Below are 23,116 nucleotides of genomic sequence, written 5' to 3' on the forward strand. Positions count from 1 at the left end.
CATGAGTGTTCGAGAAAGCGCAAATTTTTGCCACCTGTGTTGCAAAAATTCGCGCACCCCTCGTTGTCGCACTCAACCTTTCGCGCTTATTCCTCGCGCAGGATGATTGCGGCTTCGGGCTTGTGCTTACGGATCTCCTCCAACGTCAGCCCGTCCACCTCATGCGGGAACACCAGCCATTCGTCGGTTTCATAGACATAGAAGTCGGGCTTGATATCGACCTTGGACCGGCGCGGTTTGTAATAGACCGTGGCGCTGCGGATGGTTTTGGGCGTGTTGTGGCGGCAACGCGTGGCCAGTTCCTTCATAAAGGCGGCAATCGAGCGCCCGCTGTCGAACACATCGTCGATCACCAGCAACTTGTCGGTGGGTTCGAGCGTGTCGATCAGATAGCCCAGCGAATAGACCTGCACCTCGTCCTTTTGCGCGTCGATGCCGGTATAGCTGGCCGTGCGGACCGCGATATGGTCGGTCATCACGCCGTGATATTCCAGCAATTCCTGAACCGCGATGCCCACCGGCGCGCCCCCGCGCCAGATGCCCACGATATGGGTCGGGCGGAAATCGGATTCCAGGATTTTATTGGCCAGACGGAAGGAATCCGCCAGCAGGTCATTGGCCGAGAGGTAACGCTTTTCAATCATGGTCGAACGGCTCGTTTGATGTCAGATGGGTTCACGGATAACGGGTTTGGGCCGCCATGAATAGCGTGGCGTTTACGGCGGTTGCGGCAAAAGCGCGTAGGACCAAAGGGCAAATGGCCTCTCGCGGTCAATTGCGGCACTCTGTGTTCCAATAAGCGAACCGGCGTGACCGGTTGCGGGACGAGGAGATTATCATGCCTACTCTTGTTGTCAGCTATCCTGTTGGGCACGGCACCCAATTTGACGCGCAATATTATGTCGAAACGCATATCCCGCTGGTCGATAAATGCTGGACCCCCTATGGGCTGAGCAGTTGTGAAATCCTGCTGCCCGAAGGGGATCAGCCGTGGCATGGCGGCGTCTTGCTGCGTTTTGAAAGCAGCGCGGCGATTGACGCGGCGTTGAACGGGATCGAAACGCCCAAGGTTCTGGGCGATCTGCCGAATTTTACCAATATTGCGCCGGTCATCTATCGGGCGGTTTGATCGCCCATCAATCGGGCAGCGCGGCCACAAATTTCTGGACCACCGTGGCCGCATTGCGCGCGGCAAGGCGGCCGAACACCCATGACTGGTTCGGCCCGCTGTCGCCGCCGGCAAGGTCGGATAATGAGCGGAAACCGATAAACGGCACCTGATTGGCATAGGCGACATGGGCGGTGGCCGCCGTTTCCATGTCCAGCACCTGCGCCTTGAACTGGGCAAAGAGATATTCGCGATATTCGGCATTGTCGGCAAAGGCGGGGCCGGAAATGCCGTTGCCGCCCACACTCACGCGGGGTTGGTGATCAAGGCACCGCCCCGCATCGGCCGAAACGCCGCGCGTCTGGGGGATGGGCTCGTTGGCGGGCAAACAGCGTTGCAGCGCAAAGCCACCCACCGCCTTTTGCGCCAGAGCCAGCAGCGCCGGATCGGCCCGAAACCAGCGGTGGCGGTTGGGCTTTTCGGCGGCATTGCCCACGCGCACGGTGCGCGGGATCATCATGCCGTAATTGGTCAGGTGATCGGGGTCGGGATAGATGTCCGGGCTGATGAACTGATCGCCCTTTTTGCGGCCCAAAGACACTTCCATATATTGCGCCCATTGGTCGGCCACAACGACATCACCCACCGATAGCGCCGGATCAATCCCGCCCGCAATGCCGGAAAAGACGATGCGTTTGACGTTGAAACGGTCGATCACCAATTGCGTGTTCATGGCCGCATTGACCATCGACACGCCCGATTCCAGCAAGACCACAGGCCGCCCAGCCCCCTTTGGCCCCGCCATGGTCCCGGTCAGGATGGTCAGTCCGTTGATGTGATAGGCCTTGGGGCCTTTGACCGCGCCTTCGAGCGCCACCCATTCGGGTTCAAAGGCGGTGATGATGACGGTGCGCGGCGTTGCGTCCAGCTTGCCTGATGACGCGCTGATCTTTGCGGCCGGATGCGCGGCCTGCGCCGGGGCGGATGCCATGCCAAGGACAGATGTCATGCCAAGGACAGGGGCCAGAGCCAACAGGGATTTGCGCGCGATCATCACCAACTCCATTTCGTTCGGCACAGAGCGATGGGCAGGCCGCGCCAATGTGTCAACAGCGCCGAATTGCGGATTACATCTGGCCAATTCGGGCGGGATGCCGCATGGCGTGGGCATGGAACTAGACGCTTTGCTCGCCCATTATTTCAAGACCGATGATCTGGCCTCGGTGGATGATGTGTCCCTTGTGCTGGGTTGTGAACAGCTCGCGCTGGATTTCGGGGTGGAGCAGGAGGGCGGACGCAAATTCGCGCTCTGGGTGGTGCTGGACGCGCTGGGTATGGCGCCCCCGCCCGCCGAGGCGTTCAAGGATCATCCTGAACTGGTCGAACCGGCCTATGATTGGCAACGCACCGCCGATCGGGCGACACGCGACCAGTCCTAAGCCAATTGGTTAACGCGGCGCGCAGGTGAAGCGGCCCGGCGTGCCGCCAAATTGGGCAAAACCGGGATAGGGGCATAGCGGCATGCTCTCCGTGCCCGTCCGGCGATAGGCGGAGATCGCCTCGGGCGCGTTGCCCTTTTCCACCCAATCGACCACCGCGCCCAGCAGGTCGAATGTGTCAAATGCATTGCCCCCGCCGCAATGGCCCATGCCCGGCACCATGTAAAACCGGCTGGCATCGGTGAACGAGACCCCATTGCCAGCGGCGGCGCGTTGCCAATAGTCCCATGTGTCAAAAGCGGAGAACCACGGATCGGAAACACCGTGGTAAAACAGCATCTTGCCGCCATGGCCCAGAAAGCTGGACAGGTTGGTCCAGCGGTCGGTGTCGGTCAGCCCTTGTACAAAATCGGCGCGGATGGTTTCGATGCGGGCGTCGGGGTCAAAAGTCAGCGCGCGGATCGGCGGCCCCAGAGGTCCGGGCATACCCGTGGGCAAAAAGCCCGGAATGCCGCCATCGGTCGCCACAATGCCGGTGTCGAATGGAAAGGGTGAATAAAGCGCATGGCCCGCCTTGTCGCGCGGCGGTTGAAAGGCGCGCTCCAACACTTCGGCCTGTATCGGCGTCAGGCAATTTTGGCTGTTGCCCGACGCGCAGATCAAGGCGGCGGGGCGGAAATGACAGGCGGCCACATTGGCGATCATGCCATCCTTTACCCCATCCAGCGCGTCACATTGATCGAGCAGTCCGTTAAGGATCACCTTGCGATCATTGGCGGAAAAAATCTGGGCCGGGATGGGCAATCCGGCGCCGTCACGCGGGGCGGCTTGATTAAACGTGACGGCGGCATGGGTCGTGGCCAGATTGGAATGGCCGGTGCGCATCGCGGGGGCGCCCACCACCAGCCCGTCGAACAATTCAGGATAGCGCTGGGCCGCCAGCATGGTTTCGCGCCCGCCGGTCGAACATCCGGCCATATAGGACCGGGCAATCGGGCGGCGGTAATAGGCCCGCGTGATGGCCTTGCCCAACAGGGCCACCTCGCGCACGCTGCTTTCGGCAAAATCCAGCGCGGCGCGTTGGTCGGCCATGAAGGCATTGTCGAACACCGCGCCCTTGTGGCCGCTGTCATGGCTGATCACGGCAAAACCGCGGGCCAGCGCGGGAACCTTGCCCGCCGCCGCCGCGCCAATCGGCGGGCGGACAGAGCCGTTCAATCCGCCACCGCCTTGCAGCAGAAAACGCCCCTGCCAGTTGACGGGCAGGGCGATGGCAAAGCCGATGCCATAGGTGCCGCCCTTGCCATGGCGGTGGTTTATCGTGCCTTCGACGCGGCAATGGGCGGGCAATTGGACGGCGGGCGCGCCCATTTCGCCCGGCATGGAGCCCGCCGGGACCATCTTGGCCGATTGCACGGTGACGCCGGGGCCGAAACTGTGATGCGCCATCGCGGTGCATTGGCTGCTGGCCATGGCGGGGCTGGCGGCGGCCAGCATGGGCGCGATCAGCACGCGGCCGGAAACGGCGGACACAAGGGGGCCTGCAAAAATGGGCATGGGATCCTCTCAGCGCAGGCCGTTTATACGCCTTGCGCCGCAAGATATCTCAATCACGCCCGGATTTGGCAAGCGCTTTCAAAGGGGTAGTTAATGTAACAGGGTGCTTGCCGGAACCTCGAATTGAGACATGGCGGCCGGTTGCGGCATGTCATTGGTCAAGGCGCCGACCAGCGCGCCAAGGCAGGCAAGACCAAGGCTGGCGCCACCCGATGTGCATTCCTCAAATTGATAGGGCAGCAGGACCGAGGCGAGGGGGCGGCCATCGGCCCCGCGTGACAGGCAAAATCCGCTGTCATCGCCCATCAGAAACAGGGCCGCGCTTTCCAATGCGCCCGCGCTGATGGCGGCTTCGACGCGGCGGCGGTCGGGGGGCATCATGCCTTGCAGCAAGGTGCGATCCGGCACCCGTTCGGCAAGGTCGAGAAACAGGCGCAGCAAATAGATTTCCTGTCCGCTGCATGCACCGGCTATGGCACAGCCAAGCCCTTCCATGCGGTGAAGCCATGCGGATCGATCCAGCGGAATACCATTGCGCGAGCCCATTTTGGTCCTTTCTTTATACGGGCGATTTAGCACAAAGGCTTGGGCAGATTATTGCGGTCCCCCCCTGTATTTAGCAGGAGGGGATATTAACCTTATCGCTTAGAAAAAATTAAGCTTTAAGCCGCTCGGCAATGCGTTCATCGACCCGCTTTTCCAGCATGGCCAGCGGCAGGATGCCTTCCTTGAGCACATCATGGAACCAGCCCATCGTGAATTTTCCGCCCAGCGCCTTTTGCGCCTTTTCGCGCTGTGCCACCCAGACATTGTGGCCGATCTTGTAACTGCACGCCTGTCCGATCATGCAGATATAGCGTTCGATTTCGCTCTGGCTGCGGCCACGGACAAAGCCGGTGGTGTCCATCATATAGCGCGTCGCCTGTTCGCGCGACCAGCGCTTGGCGTGGATGCCAGTGTCCACCACCAATCGCGTCGCGCGGAACAGCAAAGATTGCAGATAGCCCGCCTCGTCCAGCCCCGGCAGCGCGCCCAGTTCATAGGCGACCTGTTCGGCGTAAAGCGCCCAGCCCTCGGTATAGGCCGAATTGCCCGTGTTGCGCAGCAGCAGCGGCAGATTGCCCGCCCGCCGCACATAGGACAATTGCAGGTGATGGCCCGGCACGCCTTCGTGATAGGTCAGGTCCGGCAGGCCATATTTGGGCCAGTTGGCATTGTCGCGCAGGTTGATCCAATAGATCGCCGGGCGTGATCCGTCGAAGGGCGCACGGTAATAATAACCATTGGGCGCGCCATCCTGAATTTCGACTGGAACGCGGCGGATTTCCAGCGGATCATTGGGCACATCGTTAAAGGCCGTCCCCAGCTTTGCCTGCATCGCCGATACGCTGTGATTAAGGCTGGCGAGCAAAGCGCTGCGCCCTTCATCGCTGTTGGGATAAAGCTGATCGGGACGGGTGTTGAGCGTGGCCAGACGGGCGCCGATGGTGCCCTGCGTCATGCCATTGGCGCGCAGCACCTTGTCCAGTCGGGCCGAGAGGTCGGCCACCTGGGCAAGGCCGATCTTGTGGATCTCCTCTGGGGTAAAGTTCGTTGTGGTCGCCTCGGCCAGAGCGGCGGCATAGATCGCCTCGCCGTCCTTGACGCGCCAGATGCCGTCGCCCGCCGGGGTCTGCCCTTTCAGGCTTTCGACAAAGGCGATCTGGCGGTCGAGCGCGGGATAGACCTTGGCCGCGATGATGGCCGCGGCGCGCGCCTGCCAGTCACCCGCGATGCCCGCCTTGGCCGCGCGCCGGGACAGCGATGTGGCCATGCCGCTCTCCTCCGGCTTTGCCCCGCGTAATGCCCGCAATTGCCCCAGCGTCAGATCGAGCGACCAGCCCGGCGCAATCAGCCCGCGTGCGATGCGCGACTTTTGCTTCTCGCTGTCCTGGTCAATGGCGTGGTCAAAGGCATCGAGCCGCGCCAGATAGGCTTCGGCATCCTCCTTGGTGTCCACCGGATGCTGGCTGTCGAGGAAATCGGGGATCTCGAAATAGGCACCGTCGGCTTGCGAGAGGACGTAGGGGTTCTCGACAGATTCGAGGCCGAACTTGCCCGAAGCGACGGCGCGATCCTCATACCACAGCGCCAATTCACGTTGCCGGGCCGTCATGGGCGACAGCGTGGCCGGATTAACGGCGCGCAGCGCAGCGGCGGCCTTGCGGCGGTCGGCCAATTGGCGCTCGAAAGCGGCCTGACTGCGGTCGGTCAGTTGCGATCGAAGCGCTGCACGTTCGCCTTTGTCCAAGCCGATCGATGTGGCTTCCTGCGGCGTGAGGGCAAGCCGATCGTAAAAGATCCGGTCGGTCAATGCGGTAAAGTCCGCATCGGCATTGGCCGTTGCCCGCGCGGTGACAGGCAGGCCTGCCGCCAGAGCGAGTGCGCCGCCGGAGGAGAGGAATTCGCGTCTTTTCATGGCTGTTACCCCCGCAATGCTTTTGATGAGGGCGGTGTATCAGCATGGCCTTAATTGACAATGGTGAAAGTAAGTGGGCCGCATAAAGGAAGGCCCGGCGGATCGCTCCACCGGGCCTCAAGTCAACTCCTCCCCAGGAGTCTTGCGAAAAATTTGTCTTGCGAAAACTTGTCTTATCGAACCTTATCGACGGGCAACGCTGCCCAGACGGTGGTAAAGGTTCGAGAATTTGGCGCTGCCCGGAGCATCCTCATGGGCGCGCAGATAGAACAGCACCGCTTCCTGCAAGAGCCGGAAGTCCTCGGTCGAGAGGACGGCGCGGGCGCGGGCGGGTTCGCGAACTTGGGTCGTCATCGTCTTTCTCCTCATTGCAGAAAGGGTTGGGTTAAAATGGAGGAGACGGCCCCGGCCTACTGAGGCCGCCTCCCGCAGCCTTTAGGCCGCGAATTGGTTCCCTCGCAGCCTTTAGGCTGCAAACTGATTCATCGTGTTGTGGATGCCGCCGGCCTTGAGGGCTGCTTCACCCGAGAAATATTCCTTGTGATCATCGCCAATGTCGCTGCCCGACATGTTCTGGTGCTTGACGCAAGCGATGCCCTGACGGATTTCCTGACGCTGCACGCCCTTGACGTAACCCAGCATGCCCGCCTCGCCGAAGTATTCCTTGGCCAGATTGTCGGTGGACAGGGCCGCCGTGTGATAGGTGGGCAGAGTGATCAGGTGGTGGAAAATCCCCGCCTGAGCCGCTGCGTCACGCTGGAAAGTGCGGATGCGTTCGTCGGCTTCGATGGCCAGTTCGGTGGCGTCATAATCAACGCTCATCAAACGGGCGCGGTCATAGGCCGACACATCCTTGCCTTCCTCTACCCATGCGTCGAACACCTGCTGGCGGAAATTCAGCGTCCAGTTGAAGCTGGGGCTGTTGTTATACACCAGCTTGGCGTTCGGGATCACCTCGCGGATGCGGCGAACCATGCCACCGATCTGGCCGATATGCGGCTTTTCGGTTTCGATCCACAACAGATCCGCGCCGTTCTGAAGGCTGGTGATGCAGTCGAGAACGCAGCGGTCTTCCCCGGTGCCAGTGCGGAACTGGAACAGGTTGGAGGGCAGGCGCTTGGGACGCATCAGCTTGCCTTCGCGGGTGATCAGCACGTCGCCGTGGGTGATCTGATCGGCGGTCACTTCGTCGCAGTCGAGGAAGCTGTTGTACTGATCGCCAATGTCGCCCTTTTCGCGGACAAAAGCGATCTGCTTGGTCAGCCCCGCGCCCAGCGAGTCGGTGCGGGCCACGATCACACCATCATCAACGCCCAGTTCGAGGAAGGCGTAACGCACCGCGCGGATCTTCGCGAGGAAGTCTTCGTGCGGAACGGTAACCTTGCCGTCCTGGTGGCCGCACTGCTTTTCATCCGAAACCTGATTTTCGATCTGGATGCAGCAGGCGCCAGCTTCGATGAACTTCTTGGCCAGCAGATAGGTGGCTTCGGCATTGCCGAAACCGGCATCGATATCCGCGATGATCGGCACGATATGCGTCTGGAACTCGTCGATCTTGTGCAGGAGACGATGGGTATTGACCGCATCGCCGGCTGCCTTGGCGGCGTCGAGTTCGCGGAACAGACCGCCCAGCTCGCGGGCATCGGCCTGGCGCAGGAAGGTGTAAAGTTCCTCGATCAGATCCGACACGCTGGTCTTTTCATGCATCGACTGGTCCGGCAACGGGCCAAACTCGCTGCGCAGCGCAGCCACCATCCAGCCCGAAAGATAGAGGTAGCGGCCCTTGGTGCTGCCGAAATGCTTTTTGATGCTGATCAGCTTCTGCTGGCCGATGAACCCGTGCCAGCAGCCCAGCGACTGGGTGTAATTGGCCGGGTCCGCATCATAGGCGGCCATGTCCTGACGCATGATTTTGGCGGTATAGCGCGCAATGTCGAGACCCGTGCGGAAGCGGTTTTGCAGGCGCATGCGGGCCACGTTGGCTGCGTCAATGCCGCTCCATGTGTCGGTGTTAGGACCAATGGCCGTGTTGGCTTCGGCGATGGTGGACTGGTACGTCATGGCTTCAACTCCCGCTGGGTGTAACGCGCCCATGAATGAATGGGTGTCTGCGTTGTTGAAGCCTGTTTATGCCGGGTCGCGATTCGAGAAAATTCATGGCGAAGTGCGGCTGTAAAACTTTACATATTTTGCCTGTAAAGTTGTATAGGCATGACAAAGCCCGCATGAGAGGAAGCCGCCATGTCCGGACCTAAGCCCTTGTATATGGGGCCTCGACTCAAACGCCTGCGTCGCGAATTGGGCCTGACGCAACAGGCGATGGCGGCGGATCTTGACATCTCGCCCTCTTATGTCGCGCTGCTCGAACGCAACCAGCGGCCCTTTACCGCCGATCTCGTGCTACGCCTCGCGCGGGCCTATCGCCTCGACCTTGACGATTTGGGGGGGGACGAGGGCGCCGATTATGGGCGGCGATTGCAGGACGTCCTGCGCGACCCGATCTTTGCCGACATCGACCTGCCCGCGCTGGAGGTGGCGGATCTTGCCACTTCCTTCCCCGGCATTTCCGAGGCTTTGCTTCGCCTCTATGGTGCCTACACCCGCGAACAGGCGGCGCTGGCCGACCTTTCGGCGGGCGGGGGATCGCAAACCCCCGACCCCGTGGCCGAGGCGCGGCGCTTCATTTCCTCGCGCCGCAATTGGTTCCCCTCGCTCGACGCCCGCGCCGAGGGCATTGCCGCCCTGGTGGGTGAAGCGGGCGACCCCAAAGCCTATCTGGCCCAACGCCACGGCATCCGCACCCGCAGCCTGCCCGACCATGTGATGATGGGCGCGATCCGCCGCTTTGACCGGCATAATCAGCAATTGCTGCTGGTCGATACACTCTCGCCCAATACGGCGCGGTTTCAGGCGGCGCTGCAAGTGGCCTATCAGGAATGCCGGGGCGACATCAACGCCATCACCCGCGAGGGTGGCTTTGCCAGCCAGACCACCTCGAACCTCGTCCGCCGTGCTTTGGCGGGCTATGTCGCGGCGGCGATCCTGATGCCCTATGACGCCTTCGCCCGCGCGGTTGAGGATAGGCGCTATGACATCGAGGCCGTCGCCCGCCTGTTTGGCACCAGTTTTGAACAGACCGCTCATCGCATGACAACCCTGCACAAGCCGGGCGCGGACAAGGTGCCCTTCTTCTTCCTGCGCCTCGATGCGGCGGGCAATATCTCGAAAAGGCTCGACGGGGCGGGCTTTCCCTTTGCCTCGCACGGGGGCGGGTGTCCGCTGTGGAACGTCCACGATTGCTTCGCCGCGCCGGGGCGGGTCCACACCCAATGGCTTGAACTCCCCGATGGCCAGCGGTTTTTCTCGATCGCGCGCACGGTCGAATCAGGCGGCGGTTCCTATCGCCAGCCCCGCATCCTGCGCGCCGTCGCCCTTGCCTGCGCCGCCGAACACGCCCCGCGCCTGATCTATGCCGAGGGGGCCGACCCGCGCCGCGCCGAGGCCGCGCCCATCGGGGTGTCCTGCCGCCTGTGTCATCGCCCCGATTGTGCCGCGCGGGCCTTGCCCCCCATCGGGCGCGAGGTGATGGCGGAGGATTATCGGCGGGGGGCGGCGCCGTTTGGGTTGGCGGAGAGTTAGAGATTTATGCCTCCGGCGGGCAAAGGGACTCGTCCCTTTGCAATCCCATTTTTGGGGTGGGTTTGAGAGGGTGTGGGGATTCTTTAAAGCCTGCGGCGCGGAGAGTCTGCGTTAAAGGCGCCGCAGGCTTTCAAAATTCAAACTTTGCGTCCGACACCCGAGGCCGAACCCATGGCGCAACGCAGACAGTAACGGGAGCGCGAGGGTCTAGACCCTCGCATCTAAACCCCTTCAATCCCTAGCCCACTCCGCCCCCGCCAATCGCTTGGCCAGAAAATCAATCAACGCGACCACCCGCGCAGGCCGCAACGTCCCCGGCGGCGTCACCAGATGCAGCGCGATATCGGGGATACGCCATTCGGGCAGAACCTCGACCAACGCGCCACTGGCCAGATGTTCCCAGACCATGAAGTCGGGCTGGAGCGCCATGCCCTTGCCCGCCAGCAGCGCGGGGGTGAGCGCATCGGCATTGTTGGCGCAGAGGCACCCTTCGACGGTGACGATATAGTCACCCTGACTGGCATGCGAAAACCGCCAGACCCCCGGCGTGGCAAGGTTGGAGTAGAGCAGCGCGGGGAGGGCGGCCAGATCGCGCGGATGTTGCGGCGCGCCATGGGCCTGCAAAAAACCGGGGCTGGCCACCAGCGGTCGACGGACCTTGCACAGGCGGCGGGCGCGCAGCGAGGAATCCTCTAGCCCCGCGATGCGCAGCACCACGTCATGTCCGCCCCCCACCACATCGACCAGCGCATCGGACAGGTCGAGATCGACATGAACCTGCGGGAATGCCGCCATGAATTCCGGCAGGATGGGCGCGACATGGCGCAGGCCAAAGCTCATCGGCACCGCAAGGCGCACAGTGCCGCGCGGGGTGAGCCCTTGTGCGCTGGCCTCGGCCTCGGCGGCCTCGCCATCGGACAGGATGCGGCGGGCGCGGTCCAGCACGCCCTTGCCGCTTTCTGTCAGCGCCAAGCGCCGCGAGGTGCGATGCATCAGCGGCACGCCCAATCGCATTTCCAGCCGGGTCATCGCCTTGGACACGGTGGGCTTGGACAGGCCCAGGGCCTGCGCCGCCCCGGCAAACGATCCATGCTCGACCACCTTGGCAAAGATTGCCCATGCTTCAAGATCTGGCAGGCTGATGGGTAAAATCCTTTCATCGATGCTTTTCCATCATTGCCATTTCTTTGCGTGGCGCAATCCCTATCTTGGCCCCAACAGCCGCGTATCCATACAGCGGCGCACTGGAGAAAGCCGATGATCGAACTTCGCCCCTTTGCTGGTCTGGGTCATGCCAATCATGGCTGGCTGGACGCCAATCACCACTTTTCCTTTGCCGATTATTACAACCCCGCCCGCATGGCATGGGGGCCGCTGCGCGTGTGGAACGATGACACGATCGCGCCCAAGTCGGGCTTTCCGCCGCACCCGCATCGCGACATGGAAATCATCACCTATGTCCGCACCGGGGCGATCACGCATAAGGACAGTTTGGGCAACACCGGCCGCACGGCGGCGGGCGACGTTCAGGTGATGAGCGCGGGATCGGGCATTACGCACGCCGAATATAACCTTGAGGATGAAGTCACCACCCTGTTCCAGATCTGGATCCAGCCCACCACCCGCGGCGGCCAGCCCAGCTGGGGCGCCAAGCAATTCCCGCGCGGTGAACGCGCCGGGCAAATGGTCGTGCTGGCCAGCGGTTACAAGGATGATGACGATGCCTTGCCGATCCGCACCGAAGGGCGCGTTCTGGGCGCGACGATCCGGGCGGGTGAAACGCTCGATTATCCGTTGGGCGCACAGCGAAAGGGCTATCTGGTTTCGGCCAGCGGGCGTATCGAGGTGAACGGCATTGCCGCCCAGCCCCGCGACGGCATCGCCATCGCCGACGAGGAATCCTTGCGCATCACCGCCTTGGACGATGCCGAAATCGTTCTGGTCGAAACCGCCTGACATTGCCCAAAAGGAGAGGCCCCATGACGACTTATCCCGAAACCAGCCCCGTCGATATGCTGATCGTGCCCCCCCTGCGCGATCTGGGCGATGGGTTCAATGTCCGCCGCGCCTTGCCCAATGCGGGGCGGCGGATGGTGGGGCCTTTCATCTTCCTCGATCAGATGGGGCCGGCGGTGTTTACCCCGGATCAGGCGCTGGACGTGCGGCCCCACCCGCATATCGGCCTTGCGACGCTCACCTATCTTCTCGACGGGGCGATCATGCACAAGGACTCGCTGGGCAGCGAGCAGGTGATCGAGCCGGGCGCGGTCAACTGGATGACGGCGGGGCAGGGCATCGTCCATTCCGAGCGGACCCCCGACGGCCTGCGCGGCCAGCAGGGCGGGCTGTTCGGGCTTCAGACATGGCTGGCCTTGCCGACGGAGCATGAAGAAACCGCGCCCGAATTTCTGCATTACGAGGCGGGCAAATTGCCCGGCGATGGCGATACAGGCTTTGTCCTGTCGGTGATCGCGGGACAGATCGACGGGCTGACATCGCCGGTAAAGACGTTTTCCGATGTGCTGTGCGGCGATCTGGTGCTTTCGCCCGGAGGCCGATACCGTCTGGCGGCCGACCATATCGAACGCGCCGCCTATGTGGTGAACGGCGATGTCGTGGTCGAGGGGCAGGAAGGCAGCTTTGCCACCAGCCAGCTGATCATCTTCAAACCCGGCGCCGAAGTGGTGATCACCAGCGCGAACGGCGCCCGCATCTTCCTGATCGGCGGCGAACCTTTTGCCGAAAAGCGCTATGTTTACTGGAACTTCGTGTCCAGCCGCGCCGAGCGTATCGAACAGGCCAAACAGGATTGGCGCGAGGGCCGCTTTGGTCCGGTGCCGGGCGATGATGAATTCATCCCCCTGCCCGAGGACGTGCCCGGCGTGAAGCTGAAGTAGGAAGCATTTTTCAATACATTTGACGACATTCCGACACTTGACTTTGTGGTGGGCAAAAGCGACCCCTAAGGCTGGTCGGGGGCGGCTGGTTGCGCTGTGCCCGAATGAGATCGGGAGAATTTATGCGCAAGATTTCGATGATGATTGGCGCGCTGGCGCTGGGTGTGGCTGTTGCGGCGCAGGCGGCAACGCCTGCCCAGACGGTTGAAGCTCGTCAGAAGTCGCTCAAGGAAATTGGCAAGGCGATGAAGGGCGCGGGCGATTCGTTCAAGTCCGGCAATCCCGACGCCGCCGTCATCAAGGCCAGCGCCACCACCATTGCCGGTTATGCCGACAAGCTGGGCACCTGGTTTCCCAAGGGCACGGGCGCCGAAGCCGGTGTAAAGACCAGCGCCAAGGCTGAAATCTGGGGCGACCCGGCCGGCTTCAAGAAGGCCGCGATGGACTTCTCGGCTGCTGCCAAGGGTTTCAAGGCTGCTGCTGACACCGGCGATCTGGCCGCAGCGGGCAAGGCGATGGGCGCGCTGGGCGGCACCTGCAAGGGTTGCCATGAAAAGTTCAAGGCCAAGGACTGATCCTGAACCTTTGATGTGACATTCTGGGGCGCCCGGCCAAGGTCGGGCGCCTTTTTGATGGGGGTCCGACATGGATCAGAACAAGTCGCTGACTATCCGGCTGTGGGACTTGCCGGTGCGTCTGTTTCACTGGAGCGTGGTGCTGTTGGTGCCGGCGATGTGGGTCACGTATAAAGCGGGCAAGATGGACCTGCATATCAAGTTGGGGCTTGCGCTGGTGTTCATCGTGGGCTTTCGCATCTTGTGGGGCTTTCTGGGCGGCCAGACGGCGCGTTTCACCAGCTTCGTAAAGGGACCCGGCGCCATCCTTGCCTATCTGCGTAGCGGGCATGGGCCTGATGGTGCTCCGGTGGTGGGGCATAATCCGCTGGGCGCGCTTTCGGTGCTGGGGCTGATCGGGCTGATGGCGGCACAGGTCACGCTGGGTCTGTTCGCCAGCGATACGGACGCTACCTATTCCGGCCCGCTCAATTATTGGGTGGATTCCGATCTGGCCGAAAAGCTGACCGATCTGCACGAGGTCGGGTTTAACCTGATCGTGCTGATGGTCATCATCCATCTGGGCGCGATCATCTTTTACTCCGTCGTCAAAAAGGAGCGGCTGGTGCCCCCGATGGTGACGGGCAAGAAGACCTATGACGAACCCGTGGCCCAACCGCGTCAGGCGCCCTTGTGGCGTTTGCTGATTGCTCTGGTCTTGGCCGGGGGCTTGGCGTGGTGGGTGTATAATGGCGGCCATTTTGTGCCACCCCCGCCCCCGGCTTACGACATTTCCTATTGATCCTTACGGACAGGGATCGGGATAGAGGTTATAGACCTCGTTGATCGCCGTCAGCGCTTCCTCCGGTAGGGGGGTGAGGCTGGCGGCGATGTCGGTTTTGAGCTGCTCGACGCTGGTCGCGCCGATGATCGAACTGGTGACGAAGGGGCGGCTGTAGACGAAGGCCAGCGCCAGTTGTTCGGGGCTAAGCCCAAAGGATTGCGCCACGGCGACATAGCGTGCGGCGGCCTGCTGCTGGTTCACGGTGAAATAGCGGGTGAACTGTTTGGCCACATCGACCCGCGATCCGGCCGGCACCACGCCGCCCAGATATTTGCCCGACAGATGCCCCGCGGCCAGCGGCGAATAGGCCAGCAAGCCCACGCCTTCACGCAGGGCAAATTCGGACAGGCCGACCTCGAACACGCGGTTCAAAAGGTTATAGGCATTCTGGATCGAGGCAACACGCGGCAGGCCCTTTTCACGGTGCAGGCGCAAGGCTTCGGACACGCCCCATGGCGTTTCGTTCGACACGCCAAAAGCGCGGATCTTGCCCGCCTTGACCAGATCCTCCAGCACGCTGATGCTTTCCTCCAGCGGCACGGCTTCGGGCGCGTCGGTGATCGCCTGCATCCCGCGTCCGCCGAACATCGGCACGCCCCGGTCGGGCCAGTGGAGTTGATAGAGGTCGAGGTAATCGGTCTGCAGCCGCTTCAGGCTGTCGTTGATCGCTTCCTCGATATTGCGCCGGTCGAGCCGGTTGCCCCCGCGCAAGGGGAAGAAACGCGAGGGGCCGGACACTTTGCTGGCCAGAATGATCTTGTCGCGATTGCCGGATTGGCCGATCCACGTGCCCAGATATTCTTCCGTGCGGCCAAAGGTTTCCGCGCGCGTCGGGGTGACGGGGTACATTTCGGCGGTGTCGATGAAATTGATGCCGTGGTCGAGCGCGACCGCGATCTGTTCATGGGCCTGCGCCTCGGTATTTTGTGAACCAAAGGTCATGGTGCCAAGGCAAACGGCGCTGACCGAGAGGCCAGTGGTGCCAAGCGGGCGATAATCCATGCAAAATTTTCCTGATCGGGGGGGATGGAGAGGAAAGCGCAGCCAGAGCGGCCACGCGACCCATAGGTAGGGTGTGTAAAGCGGTTCATCCAGAGGGACAAAGCACGAATTGTGCGCCCAGAAGAAAACTCTACTGGATTACTTGTCATTGAGGATTAATCTGAACGGGTTCATGGCTGAGAGGCCAGATGATCAGGCGCGCACGACTGCGCCGGAATAGAGGAAAGGCAAGACCGATGAAGGCCGATTCGATTCTCGCAACCATTGGCGGCACGCCGCATGTGCGCCTGTCGCGCCTGTTCCCCGACCACGAGGTTTGGGTCAAGAGCGAGCGCGGCAACCCCGGCGGTTCGATCAAGGACCGCATCGCTCTGGCCATGATCGAGGCGGCAGAGGCCGATGGCACGTTGCAGCCCGGCGGCACGATCATCGAGCCGACCAGCGGCAACACCGGCATCGGCCTTGCGCTGGTCGCCGCCGTCAAGGGGTACAAGCTGATCCTGGTTATGCCCGAAAGCATGAGCATCGAGCGTCGTCGCCTGATGCTGGCCTATGGCGCGTCGTTTGACCTGACCCCGCGTGAAAAGGGCATGAAGGGCGCGATCGAGCGCGCCAAGGAACTGGCCGCCGAAACGCCGGGCGCGTGGATCCCGCAGCAGTTTGAAAATAGCGCCAACCCCGCCGTCCACGCCCGCACCACCGCGCAGGAAATCCTGAGCGATTTTGCCGATACGCCGATTGATGTTGTCATCACCGGCGTTGGCACCGGCGGCCACCTGACGGGCGTTGCCGAGGCGCTCAAGCCTGTGTGGTCGGGGCTGAAGGCCTATGCCGTCGAGCCCACCCTCTCGCCCGTCATCAGCGGCGGCCAGCCCGCGCCCCACCCGATTCAGGGCATTGGCGCAGGTTTCATCCCGGCCAACCTGCACACCGCATCCATCGACGGCGTGATCCAGGTCGACCCGGCCGACGCCAAGGAATGGGCGCGCCGCTCGGCCCGCGAGGAAGGCCTGCTGGTCGGCATTTCCAGCGGGGCAACGCTGGCCGCCATCGCGCAAAAGCTCAAGGAACTGCCCCCGGGCAGCCGCGTCCTTGGCTTCAACTATGACACCGGAGAGCGCTATCTCTCGGTGCCGGACTTCCTGCCCGAACCGTAAGAGTGCGATGAAGAAAGCCCTGATCATCCGCCACGTCCCTTATGAGGGCGTGGCGGGATACCGAGCCCCGATCGAGGCGGCGGGATATGAAGTGGACCGCATCGATGTGGCCGATCCCGCCTTCGCCTCGCTGGACCTGCGCGAACCCGATCTGTTGATCATGATGGGCGGCCCGATGGGCGTCTATGAACAGGATCAGCACCCATGGATCCGGTGCCAGATGCGCCGTCTTGCCATGCGGCTGGAGGCGGATCGGCCCACATTGGGCGTCTGTTTCGGGGCGCAGATGATGGCGGCGGCCCTTGGCGCAGAGGTCTATCCCGGCCCGCGCAAGGAGGTGGGCTTTCACCCCGTCCACGTCCACGCCAAGGACAGCCCGCTGCGCCATATCGAGGGCGTCCCCGTCCTCCACTGGCACGGTGACACGTTCACTCGCCCCGAAGGCGTCGAAATGTTGGCCGCCAGCCATGTCTATGATCATCAGGCGTTCCGACGCGGGCGCAACATCCTGGCGCTGCAATTCCACGCCGAAATGGGCATGGACCCGCGTTTTGACGCATGGATCGAACAATGGCCCGAAAGCGTCATCGAGGCGGGCGGGACCGAGGCCGATCTGCGCGCCGCCCATGCCCAGCTGGGGCCCAAGGCGGTCGCGGCGGGGCAGGCGATGATTGCGGAATGGCTGGAGGGGGTTGGTTAGCGCTGGGTTTCAGGTTGCCTCCGGCGGGCAAAGGGCGGGGGCCCTTTGCAATCCCGTTATGGGGTGGTGGATGGTTGGCAGCGGGGCGGTTTGATCCATGGGTTGAAAAGCCTGCGGCGCGGCACCCTCGCACAACGCAGACAGTAATGGGAGCGCGAGGGTCTAGACGTTCGCATTACCCCCTTCATCCCCCCTTGTTAGCCATTCCTTGGCATTCTGCGCCTACACAGGCGGGAAATCCCAAGGGAATCATGGCCGATGTCTTATTTGCCGCCGCGTGCATTCGAAACTTTTGCCGCCAATTATCCCGAAGTGCCCCATGTGATGGAGCACAATCTGTGCGGTCATCCATTGATGGAGCTGGAATCGCTGGCGCAATTGATCGAGCGTTTGCCGGTCAAGAATGTCGAATATGCCTATGGCAAGCAGCCGATCGGTATCACAGGCAAGCCGCCCGTGCCCACCATCAGCGCGGCCGATGCGGTGCGCCAGATCGACAGCGCGGGCTGCTGGGTCGCGATCAAGCATCTGGAGGAGGACGAGACCTATCGGGCCTTGCTGCTGGACGTGATTGCCGAATTGGAAGGGGCGATTACCAGCAAGACCGGCAAGGTCTATCATCCGCAGGGTTTTGTCTTTGTGTCCTCGCCCAATGCGGTGACGCCCTATCACTTTGACCCGGAACACAATATCCTGATGCAGATCCGGGGCAACAAGGTGATGACCCAGTTCCCCGCCGCCGAGGAAGCCTATTCACCCGCCCGCGTGCATGAAATCTATCACACCGGCGGCGGGCGTGAATTGAAATGGAGCGATGACCTGCTGGCGGGCGGTCTTGAATTTCCGCTTTCGCCCGGACAGGGTTTGATGGTGCCGGTGATGGCGCCGCATTTCGTGAAAAACGGGCCGGAGGTGTCGGTCTCGCTCTCGATCACATGGCGCTCGGAATGGTCCTATGACGAGGCCGCCGCCCATGCCTTTAACGGCGTGCTGCGCGGCATGGGGTTGAACCCCAAGCGCCCCGGCCGCTGGCCAGAGCAGAACAAGGCCAAGGCGCTGGGGTGGCGGGCGATCAAGCGGCTTGGGCTGAAGTAAGCCCGCGCCCGCCCAGCGCCTCGCGGGCCAGCGGGGCCAGCACATAGAGCGCGCCGGCCAGCATCAGCACGCTGTCGAGCAGGCCATTGGAATAGGTTCCCGCCAAGGGCGACATCACCAGCACAGTGACAATCAGCAGCGGCATGCGTGTATCGCCCTGCTGCGGCGCCTCGCGTTCCATATCAACGACCAAAAGCGCCACCACCGCGACAAAGGCCACGATGTGGTAATAGGAATAGACCGGCACAAACATCGCGGGCAGAGCTGTCAGCAGAAACACCAGCGCCGGAACGCCGATCCTGCGGCTCCACGCCCCCCAAACCGCCAGTGACAGCGCCGCCGCCCCGCACAGTTCCAGCGCCTGGGCCACGCCATCGCTATAGCGTGGACGCACGTCCAACAGCATCAAAGCTGCCTTGGCCCACATGAAGATCGAGGCATTCCATTCATCGCCCATGTCCGAAACGATATAGCGATAATGATAGATCCGCAGGCCGCGCTGAACATTGTCCAGCGTATAGAGCGGATAGAGCGCATGGACGATGGGAAAGGCAATGGCGGCGATGGCCACGCTGATGGCGCCGGGAATGGCCATGCGCGAAAAGCGTGTCCAGAACGATCCGGCCCCCAGCAATTCGATCATCACCAGCAGCGCCGGTTCGGGCCGCAGATTGACCGAGAGCGCCAGCATCACCCAACCGGCCCAGCGATTGCGCCCCGAAATGGCCGTGGCCAGCCAGCCCAGCGTCAGCAGCCCCGAATAACCCCCCGCCAGATTACCGCGAGAGAGCATCCAGAGCACCGGATAGCAACCCAGCGCGGCAAAGGTGATAAACCATCCACATGCGCGTGACGCCCCGAAATGCGCCCGTGCCATGCGGGCCACACCCCAGCCGCCCAGCCCATAGGCGCCCCAGAACACGGCCATCGCCACCAGCGGATTGGTCGCCGCGATCAGATGGGCACAGGACAGATAGAGCAGGCTGGCAAAGGGCGGCAGGTGGAGGTTGGTGACCTCTGCCTCGGTTTCGGGCATCGCCATGTTATGGGCCGAAAGGTCATAGGGATTGTCCAGCAGATAGAGCCGGAAAATATGAGGCCAGTGGTCGAGATAGGCCTTGCTGGCCAGAGTTTCGGTGAAAACATGGCTATAGCTGAGCGCGACCTTGATGAAATCGGCATAGCGATCATTGGCCGGAAAGAACATTGAGGTCGTATCGCCGCTAAAGGCCGCCCACATATCGTCGAACAATCCGCGCAGGGCCAGAATCCCGACCATCACCATCAGCAATCGCCATGGGCGATAGAGCTTGTGGGCAAGGACCAGATTTTCGATCCGCTCGTAAATGGAGGATCGGGCGGGGCCATGCGGCATGATGTTTCTCCAAAGGAAAACCACTTTCGCGGTTTCACTATGGGGTAATACCTGCCCATTTCTGAAGAATTTCAGAAAAATTTCATACGCTGGGCGTGATTTTCTGTTCGCGCACCTCAATAACCCGTCCATCCAGCATGGAAACACGAATATCGGCCAGATCGGCAATACCCATGTCATGCGTCACGCAAACCACCGCGCGCCCCTGTTCATGGGCAAGGCGGCGGAACAGCTCGACCACGCGTGCGGAATTGACGCTGTCCAGATTGCCGGTGGGTTCATCGCCCAGAACAAGGCGCGGATTGTTGGCCAGAGCGCGGGCAATGGCGACGCGCTGTCTTTCCCCGCCCGACAGTTTCTCGGGCAATTTCCACCCCTTTTCCTCCAGCCCGACATCGGCCAGCAGGCTGCGCGCCCGCGCCTCTATTTCGCGCCCCGACAGGCGGCCCAACCGGCGCAGCGGCAGCATGACATTTTCCAGAGCCGTGAATTCGGGCAGCAGAAAGTGGAATTGAAACACAAAGCCGAAATGTTCGAGCCGGATCGCGGCGCGTTCATCCCCCGACATTTTCGCCAGATCGCGCCCGTCAAACAGCAATTGCCCGTCACTGGGCCGGTCGATCAGGCCCAGGAGATAGAGCAGTGAGGATTTGCCGCAGCCCGACGGCCCGACAATCGCGGTAAACCGCCCCGGCATCACCGCCAGATCCGCATCCGCCACCAGCACCGCGGGAGGATCGCCGGGCAATTCGCGCCGCAAATGCCGCGCCACCAGAACGGGTTCGCCCATCACACCGCCCCCCTCATCACACCGCACCGCGCAGAATATCGACCGGATCAACCCGCGACGCTTTGCGCGCCGGCAACCATGCCGCCAACACCCCCGCCGCCAAAGAGGCCGCCGCCGCAATCGCATATTGCCGCGCCGAACGGTCGAGCGGGATATGCTGGACCTCGCCGCCGATGGAGAAATCCAGACTGCCCAATATGTTCATCAATCCCCAGCCCAGCGCCCAGCCCAGCAGGATGCCGATCACCGCCAGCGCCATGCCCTCAATCACAAAGACCATTTGCAGATCGCCCTGCGAAAAACCCATCGAGCGCAGGATGGCAATGTCGCGGCGTTTGTCGGCCACGCTGTTCGACACGGCGGTATAAATGCCAAAGGAGGCCACCAGCAGGATGGCCGAGACCACCGTATACATGATCACATTGCGCGTCAGCAGCAGCGAGAGGAAATCCGCGCTGCGCTCCTGCCAGCTTTGCGCCTTGTAGCGATAGCGCGCCTCCAGATCCGCCGCGACCGCTTCGGCGGCATAGGGATCGGCCAGTTTCACCCCGATACGGTTGATGATGAAAGGCCGCCCCAACAGGCTCTGCGCCTCGCGCAGCAGCATATAGCCGTTTGACCCGCCCAACTGGCTGTTGCCCTTTTTGATCAGGCCGACGATGCGCAAGGACCGCGTTGTGCCATTGGCGGCGGTGGCGGGCACGATGTCGCCCATCCCGCGCCCCAGCCTTTGCGCCAGTTCCTCGCCAATGATCACGCCGCCCTGTATGCGTTCCAGATCCTCCAGATGGCCGCTGCGCAATTTGTCGGCGATGGAACTGACCTTGGATTCCACCCCCGGTTCGACGCCCACCACGGCCAGCGGTTCATCCCGCCCGCCCAGCCGCAACGTTACCGCGCCCGACAGGCTGGGCGATCCCACTGCGCCGGGGATGGCATTGACGCTGGAAAGGATCTTTTGCCAGTCCTTCAGGCCGCGCACCTCATTGCGGATACGATAACCGTGCAATTCGACCGCCCCGCCCGGATAGGCCGCGATGCCGGGTTGGGGCGGGGGGCTGCGCAATTCGTCAGAGATGATGATATGAGGCGCGACATCGATCAATTGGCGTACAAAGTCATTCTGGCTGCCCACCATCAGCGCGGATACGGCCAGGAAAAAGCCCACGCCCACCGCCACCCCGCTGGTGGCCACCAGCGTTTGCCGCCGCCGCACCAGCAAATGGCGCGAGGCAATGTGGAGGAGCAGACCCGCCCGCGCAAACATCACGGATTGGCCGGGCGCAGGCGCTGGCCCGCTTTCAGATCAGCGGGCGGGTTGAGGATGACCGTTTCCCCCACGCGCAGCCCTTGGGCGATTTCGACCGTGTCGGTGCCGCTGGCGCCCTTGGCGATGTGGCGCATGACGGCGCGGCCCTGCGCCACGGTCCACACATGCTTGCCGTCGCCCGACAGGGCGTTGGCTGGAATCAGCACCGCCCCTTTGCGCTCACGGGTGATGATATTGACCTCCAGCGTCAGGCCCATGGGCAAAGGCGTCGGATCATCGGGCAACAGGCGGACGCGAAAGGCGCGGGTGGTCGGGTCGCCGCCGGGCGTCACCTCGGCCACATGGGCGCGCACCGCCCGCCCCGGCAAAGCGTCAGAGGACATCAGCGCCTTTTGCCCCACCAGAACCCGCGTGATGTCGCGTTCATCGACCGTCGCGGTGATGCGGATGCGCGCCGGATCGCCCAATTGCATCAACACTTTGGTCGGCGTGGCCAGATCGCCGGGATAGACATCGCGCTTGGTCACGATGCCGTCCGAATTGGCCCGCACGACCAATTGGTCCAACCGCGCGCGGGCGGTCGCGCTGGCCGCGCGGGCGGCGTCGGCGGCGGTGGTGGCATTGTCGCGCGCCGCCGCCGTCACCCAACCGTCGCGGAACAGGGCAAGGTTGCGTTTCTCCACCACCTCGGCGCTGCGCTGTTGGGCACGGGCCTGTTCCAGCAGCCCTTGCTGTTCATCGGAGGAGAGCAGGATCAGCGCTTGGCCGCGTTTTACCGCATCGCCTTCCTCGACCAGAATGCGGGCGACCGGCGCGGTGATGCGCGATGACACCGAAACCGGTTGCTGCGCCTCGACATAGCCGGTGGCATAGACCTGTTCAGAGGCCGGGCCAGAGCGCGCCTGCGCCACCTGCACCGCCATGGGCCGATCGTGCCAATAGACATAACCGCCGGCCCCACCGGCCAGCACCAGAACCAAGCCTGCGACGTAACGCGCCTTTGCCACCCGTCTCGCCTCCTGTCAGGTCCGTTGCGGGGCCTTTGCCGCAACAGGGGTGCCTGCGTCTTTGCCAAGTGTCAATTTGCGCCGAAAGAAACGCGAAATCCCTTCGCCTCTTATCCTTAAGTCTTATAGCAACTGTGCCTACGGCGCTTGGCCATAACGCCAAGTGGGGTTAAGGTAGCATATCCGAGACGTCGGCTACAGGCGCCCGGTGGGTTGGAGAGGAT

Annotated in this window: 23 protein-coding genes; 10 read left to right on the forward strand and 13 right to left on the reverse strand. The window is 62.5% G+C overall.

From position 1 onward, the window contains the following. Positions 1 to 86 precede the first annotated feature (86 nt). A complete protein-coding gene (locus tag ACZ9HU_RS00850; protein ID WP_476101217.1) occupies positions 87 to 644 on the reverse strand; it encodes a phosphoribosyltransferase in 558 nt (185 codons plus the stop codon). A 194-nt stretch (positions 645 to 838) separates the two neighbouring features. Here ACZ9HU_RS00850 and ACZ9HU_RS00855 point away from each other — a divergent pair, with 194 nt between their 5' ends. Then, positions 839 to 1,129, forward strand: a complete 291-nt coding sequence (locus ACZ9HU_RS00855) for an EthD family reductase (protein ID WP_476101219.1) — start codon at positions 839 to 841, stop codon at positions 1,127 to 1,129. Positions 1,130 to 1,136: 7 nt separating this feature from the next. On the opposite strand, the gene ACZ9HU_RS00860 is transcribed toward ACZ9HU_RS00855, so the two are convergent. Beyond that, positions 1,137 to 2,099, reverse strand: coding sequence for a 5'-methylthioadenosine/S-adenosylhomocysteine nucleosidase (locus tag ACZ9HU_RS00860; protein ID WP_476101764.1), 963 nt, complete (start codon positions 2,097 to 2,099; stop codon positions 1,137 to 1,139). A gap of 178 nt (positions 2,100 to 2,277) precedes the next feature. Between ACZ9HU_RS00860 and ACZ9HU_RS00865 the strand changes: the two genes are divergently transcribed. Continuing rightward, the gene (locus ACZ9HU_RS00865) at positions 2,278 to 2,547 is read left to right on the forward strand and encodes a hypothetical protein (protein WP_476101221.1); all 270 of its coding nucleotides are present in this window, start codon (positions 2,278 to 2,280) and stop codon (positions 2,545 to 2,547) included. A gap of 9 nt (positions 2,548 to 2,556) precedes the next feature. Here ACZ9HU_RS00865 and ACZ9HU_RS00870 read toward each other — a convergent pair whose 3' ends face one another. The 5 genes from ACZ9HU_RS00870 to ACZ9HU_RS00890 all read right to left on the reverse strand — a co-directional run bounded on the left by ACZ9HU_RS00870 (position 2,557) and on the right by ACZ9HU_RS00890 (position 8,623). Further along, positions 2,557 to 4,080, reverse strand: a complete 1,524-nt coding sequence (locus ACZ9HU_RS00870; RefSeq protein WP_476101223.1) for a tannase/feruloyl esterase family alpha/beta hydrolase — start codon at positions 4,078 to 4,080, stop codon at positions 2,557 to 2,559. 114 nt (positions 4,081 to 4,194) lie between these two features. Continuing rightward, on the reverse strand, positions 4,195 to 4,650 hold the full coding sequence (locus tag ACZ9HU_RS00875) for a hypothetical protein (RefSeq protein ID WP_476101225.1): 456 nt from the start codon (positions 4,648 to 4,650) through the stop codon (positions 4,195 to 4,197). Between the two features lie 109 nt (positions 4,651 to 4,759). After that, positions 4,760 to 6,562, reverse strand: a complete 1,803-nt coding sequence (locus tag ACZ9HU_RS00880) for a DUF885 domain-containing protein (RefSeq protein WP_476101228.1) — start codon at positions 6,560 to 6,562, stop codon at positions 4,760 to 4,762. A 183-nt stretch (positions 6,563 to 6,745) separates the two neighbouring features. Then, complete coding sequence (locus tag ACZ9HU_RS00885; RefSeq protein ID WP_476101230.1) at positions 6,746 to 6,916, reverse strand: hypothetical protein; 171 nt, start codon at positions 6,914 to 6,916, stop codon at positions 6,746 to 6,748. Between the two features lie 111 nt (positions 6,917 to 7,027). Then, the gene (locus ACZ9HU_RS00890; RefSeq protein ID WP_476101233.1) at positions 7,028 to 8,623 is read right to left on the reverse strand and encodes an isocitrate lyase; all 1,596 of its coding nucleotides are present in this window, start codon (positions 8,621 to 8,623) and stop codon (positions 7,028 to 7,030) included. 180 nt (positions 8,624 to 8,803) lie between these two features. Between ACZ9HU_RS00890 and ACZ9HU_RS00895 the strand changes: the two genes are divergently transcribed. Further along, complete coding sequence (locus tag ACZ9HU_RS00895; RefSeq protein ID WP_476101235.1) at positions 8,804 to 10,201, forward strand: helix-turn-helix domain-containing protein; 1,398 nt, start codon at positions 8,804 to 8,806, stop codon at positions 10,199 to 10,201. A gap of 231 nt (positions 10,202 to 10,432) precedes the next feature. Here ACZ9HU_RS00895 and ACZ9HU_RS00900 read toward each other — a convergent pair whose 3' ends face one another. Continuing rightward, positions 10,433 to 11,344, reverse strand: coding sequence for a LysR family transcriptional regulator (locus ACZ9HU_RS00900; protein ID WP_476101766.1), 912 nt, complete (start codon positions 11,342 to 11,344; stop codon positions 10,433 to 10,435). A gap of 114 nt (positions 11,345 to 11,458) precedes the next feature. Between ACZ9HU_RS00900 and ACZ9HU_RS00905 the strand changes: the two genes are divergently transcribed. From ACZ9HU_RS00905 to ACZ9HU_RS00920, 4 genes are all read left to right on the forward strand, one after another. Next, positions 11,459 to 12,157, forward strand: coding sequence for a pirin family protein (locus ACZ9HU_RS00905; protein WP_476101238.1), 699 nt, complete (start codon positions 11,459 to 11,461; stop codon positions 12,155 to 12,157). A gap of 23 nt (positions 12,158 to 12,180) precedes the next feature. Beyond that, positions 12,181 to 13,098 carry a pirin family protein gene (locus tag ACZ9HU_RS00910; protein ID WP_476101241.1) on the forward strand — a complete coding sequence of 306 codons (918 nt, stop codon included), beginning with the start codon at positions 12,181 to 12,183 and terminating at the stop codon, positions 13,096 to 13,098. Positions 13,099 to 13,220: 122 nt separating this feature from the next. Continuing rightward, complete coding sequence (locus tag ACZ9HU_RS00915; protein WP_476101243.1) at positions 13,221 to 13,673, forward strand: c-type cytochrome; 453 nt, start codon at positions 13,221 to 13,223, stop codon at positions 13,671 to 13,673. Between the two features lie 70 nt (positions 13,674 to 13,743). Then, positions 13,744 to 14,454: a cytochrome b/b6 domain-containing protein gene (locus tag ACZ9HU_RS00920; protein WP_476101245.1), complete on the forward strand. Its 711-nt coding sequence runs from the start codon at positions 13,744 to 13,746 to the stop codon at positions 14,452 to 14,454. Positions 14,455 to 14,457: 3 nt separating this feature from the next. Here ACZ9HU_RS00920 and ACZ9HU_RS00925 read toward each other — a convergent pair whose 3' ends face one another. Next, positions 14,458 to 15,498 (reverse strand): aldo/keto reductase, encoded by a 1,041-nt coding sequence (locus ACZ9HU_RS00925; protein WP_476101247.1) that lies wholly within the window; start codon positions 15,496 to 15,498, stop codon positions 14,458 to 14,460. 236 nt (positions 15,499 to 15,734) lie between these two features. Between ACZ9HU_RS00925 and cysK the strand changes: the two genes are divergently transcribed. The 3 genes from cysK (at position 15,735) to ACZ9HU_RS00940 (ending at position 18,450) form a co-directional block, all read left to right on the forward strand. Continuing rightward, on the forward strand, positions 15,735 to 16,655 hold the full coding sequence (gene cysK, locus ACZ9HU_RS00930; RefSeq protein ID WP_476101250.1) for a cysteine synthase A: 921 nt from the start codon (positions 15,735 to 15,737) through the stop codon (positions 16,653 to 16,655). A 7-nt stretch (positions 16,656 to 16,662) separates the two neighbouring features. Continuing rightward, the gene (locus ACZ9HU_RS00935; RefSeq protein ID WP_476101252.1) at positions 16,663 to 17,355 is read left to right on the forward strand and encodes a glutamine amidotransferase; all 693 of its coding nucleotides are present in this window, start codon (positions 16,663 to 16,665) and stop codon (positions 17,353 to 17,355) included. Positions 17,356 to 17,613: 258 nt separating this feature from the next. Continuing rightward, the gene (locus tag ACZ9HU_RS00940) at positions 17,614 to 18,450 is read left to right on the forward strand and encodes a transcriptional regulator (protein WP_476101254.1); all 837 of its coding nucleotides are present in this window, start codon (positions 17,614 to 17,616) and stop codon (positions 18,448 to 18,450) included. On the opposite strand, the gene ACZ9HU_RS00945 is transcribed toward ACZ9HU_RS00940, so the two are convergent. The 4 genes from ACZ9HU_RS00945 to ACZ9HU_RS00960 form a co-directional block, all read right to left on the reverse strand. After that, positions 18,428 to 19,825 carry a hypothetical protein gene (locus ACZ9HU_RS00945; protein ID WP_476101257.1) on the reverse strand — a complete coding sequence of 466 codons (1,398 nt, stop codon included), beginning with the start codon at positions 19,823 to 19,825 and terminating at the stop codon, positions 18,428 to 18,430. The two genes, ACZ9HU_RS00940 and ACZ9HU_RS00945, sit on opposite strands and share 23 nt — an antisense overlap. 82 nt (positions 19,826 to 19,907) lie before the next feature. Then, a complete protein-coding gene (locus ACZ9HU_RS00950) occupies positions 19,908 to 20,615 on the reverse strand; it encodes an ABC transporter ATP-binding protein (RefSeq protein WP_476101259.1) in 708 nt (235 codons plus the stop codon). Between the two features lie 16 nt (positions 20,616 to 20,631). Continuing rightward, the gene (locus ACZ9HU_RS00955; RefSeq protein ID WP_476101768.1) at positions 20,632 to 21,882 is read right to left on the reverse strand and encodes an ABC transporter permease; all 1,251 of its coding nucleotides are present in this window, start codon (positions 21,880 to 21,882) and stop codon (positions 20,632 to 20,634) included. Next, on the reverse strand, positions 21,882 to 22,892 hold the full coding sequence (locus ACZ9HU_RS00960) for an efflux RND transporter periplasmic adaptor subunit (protein WP_476101262.1): 1,011 nt from the start codon (positions 22,890 to 22,892) through the stop codon (positions 21,882 to 21,884). The genes ACZ9HU_RS00955 and ACZ9HU_RS00960 overlap by 1 nt, the downstream gene beginning before the upstream one ends. Between the last annotated feature and the right edge of the window lie 224 nt (positions 22,893 to 23,116).

This window comes from Novosphingobium sp. Sphag1I, from assembly GCF_056279125.1.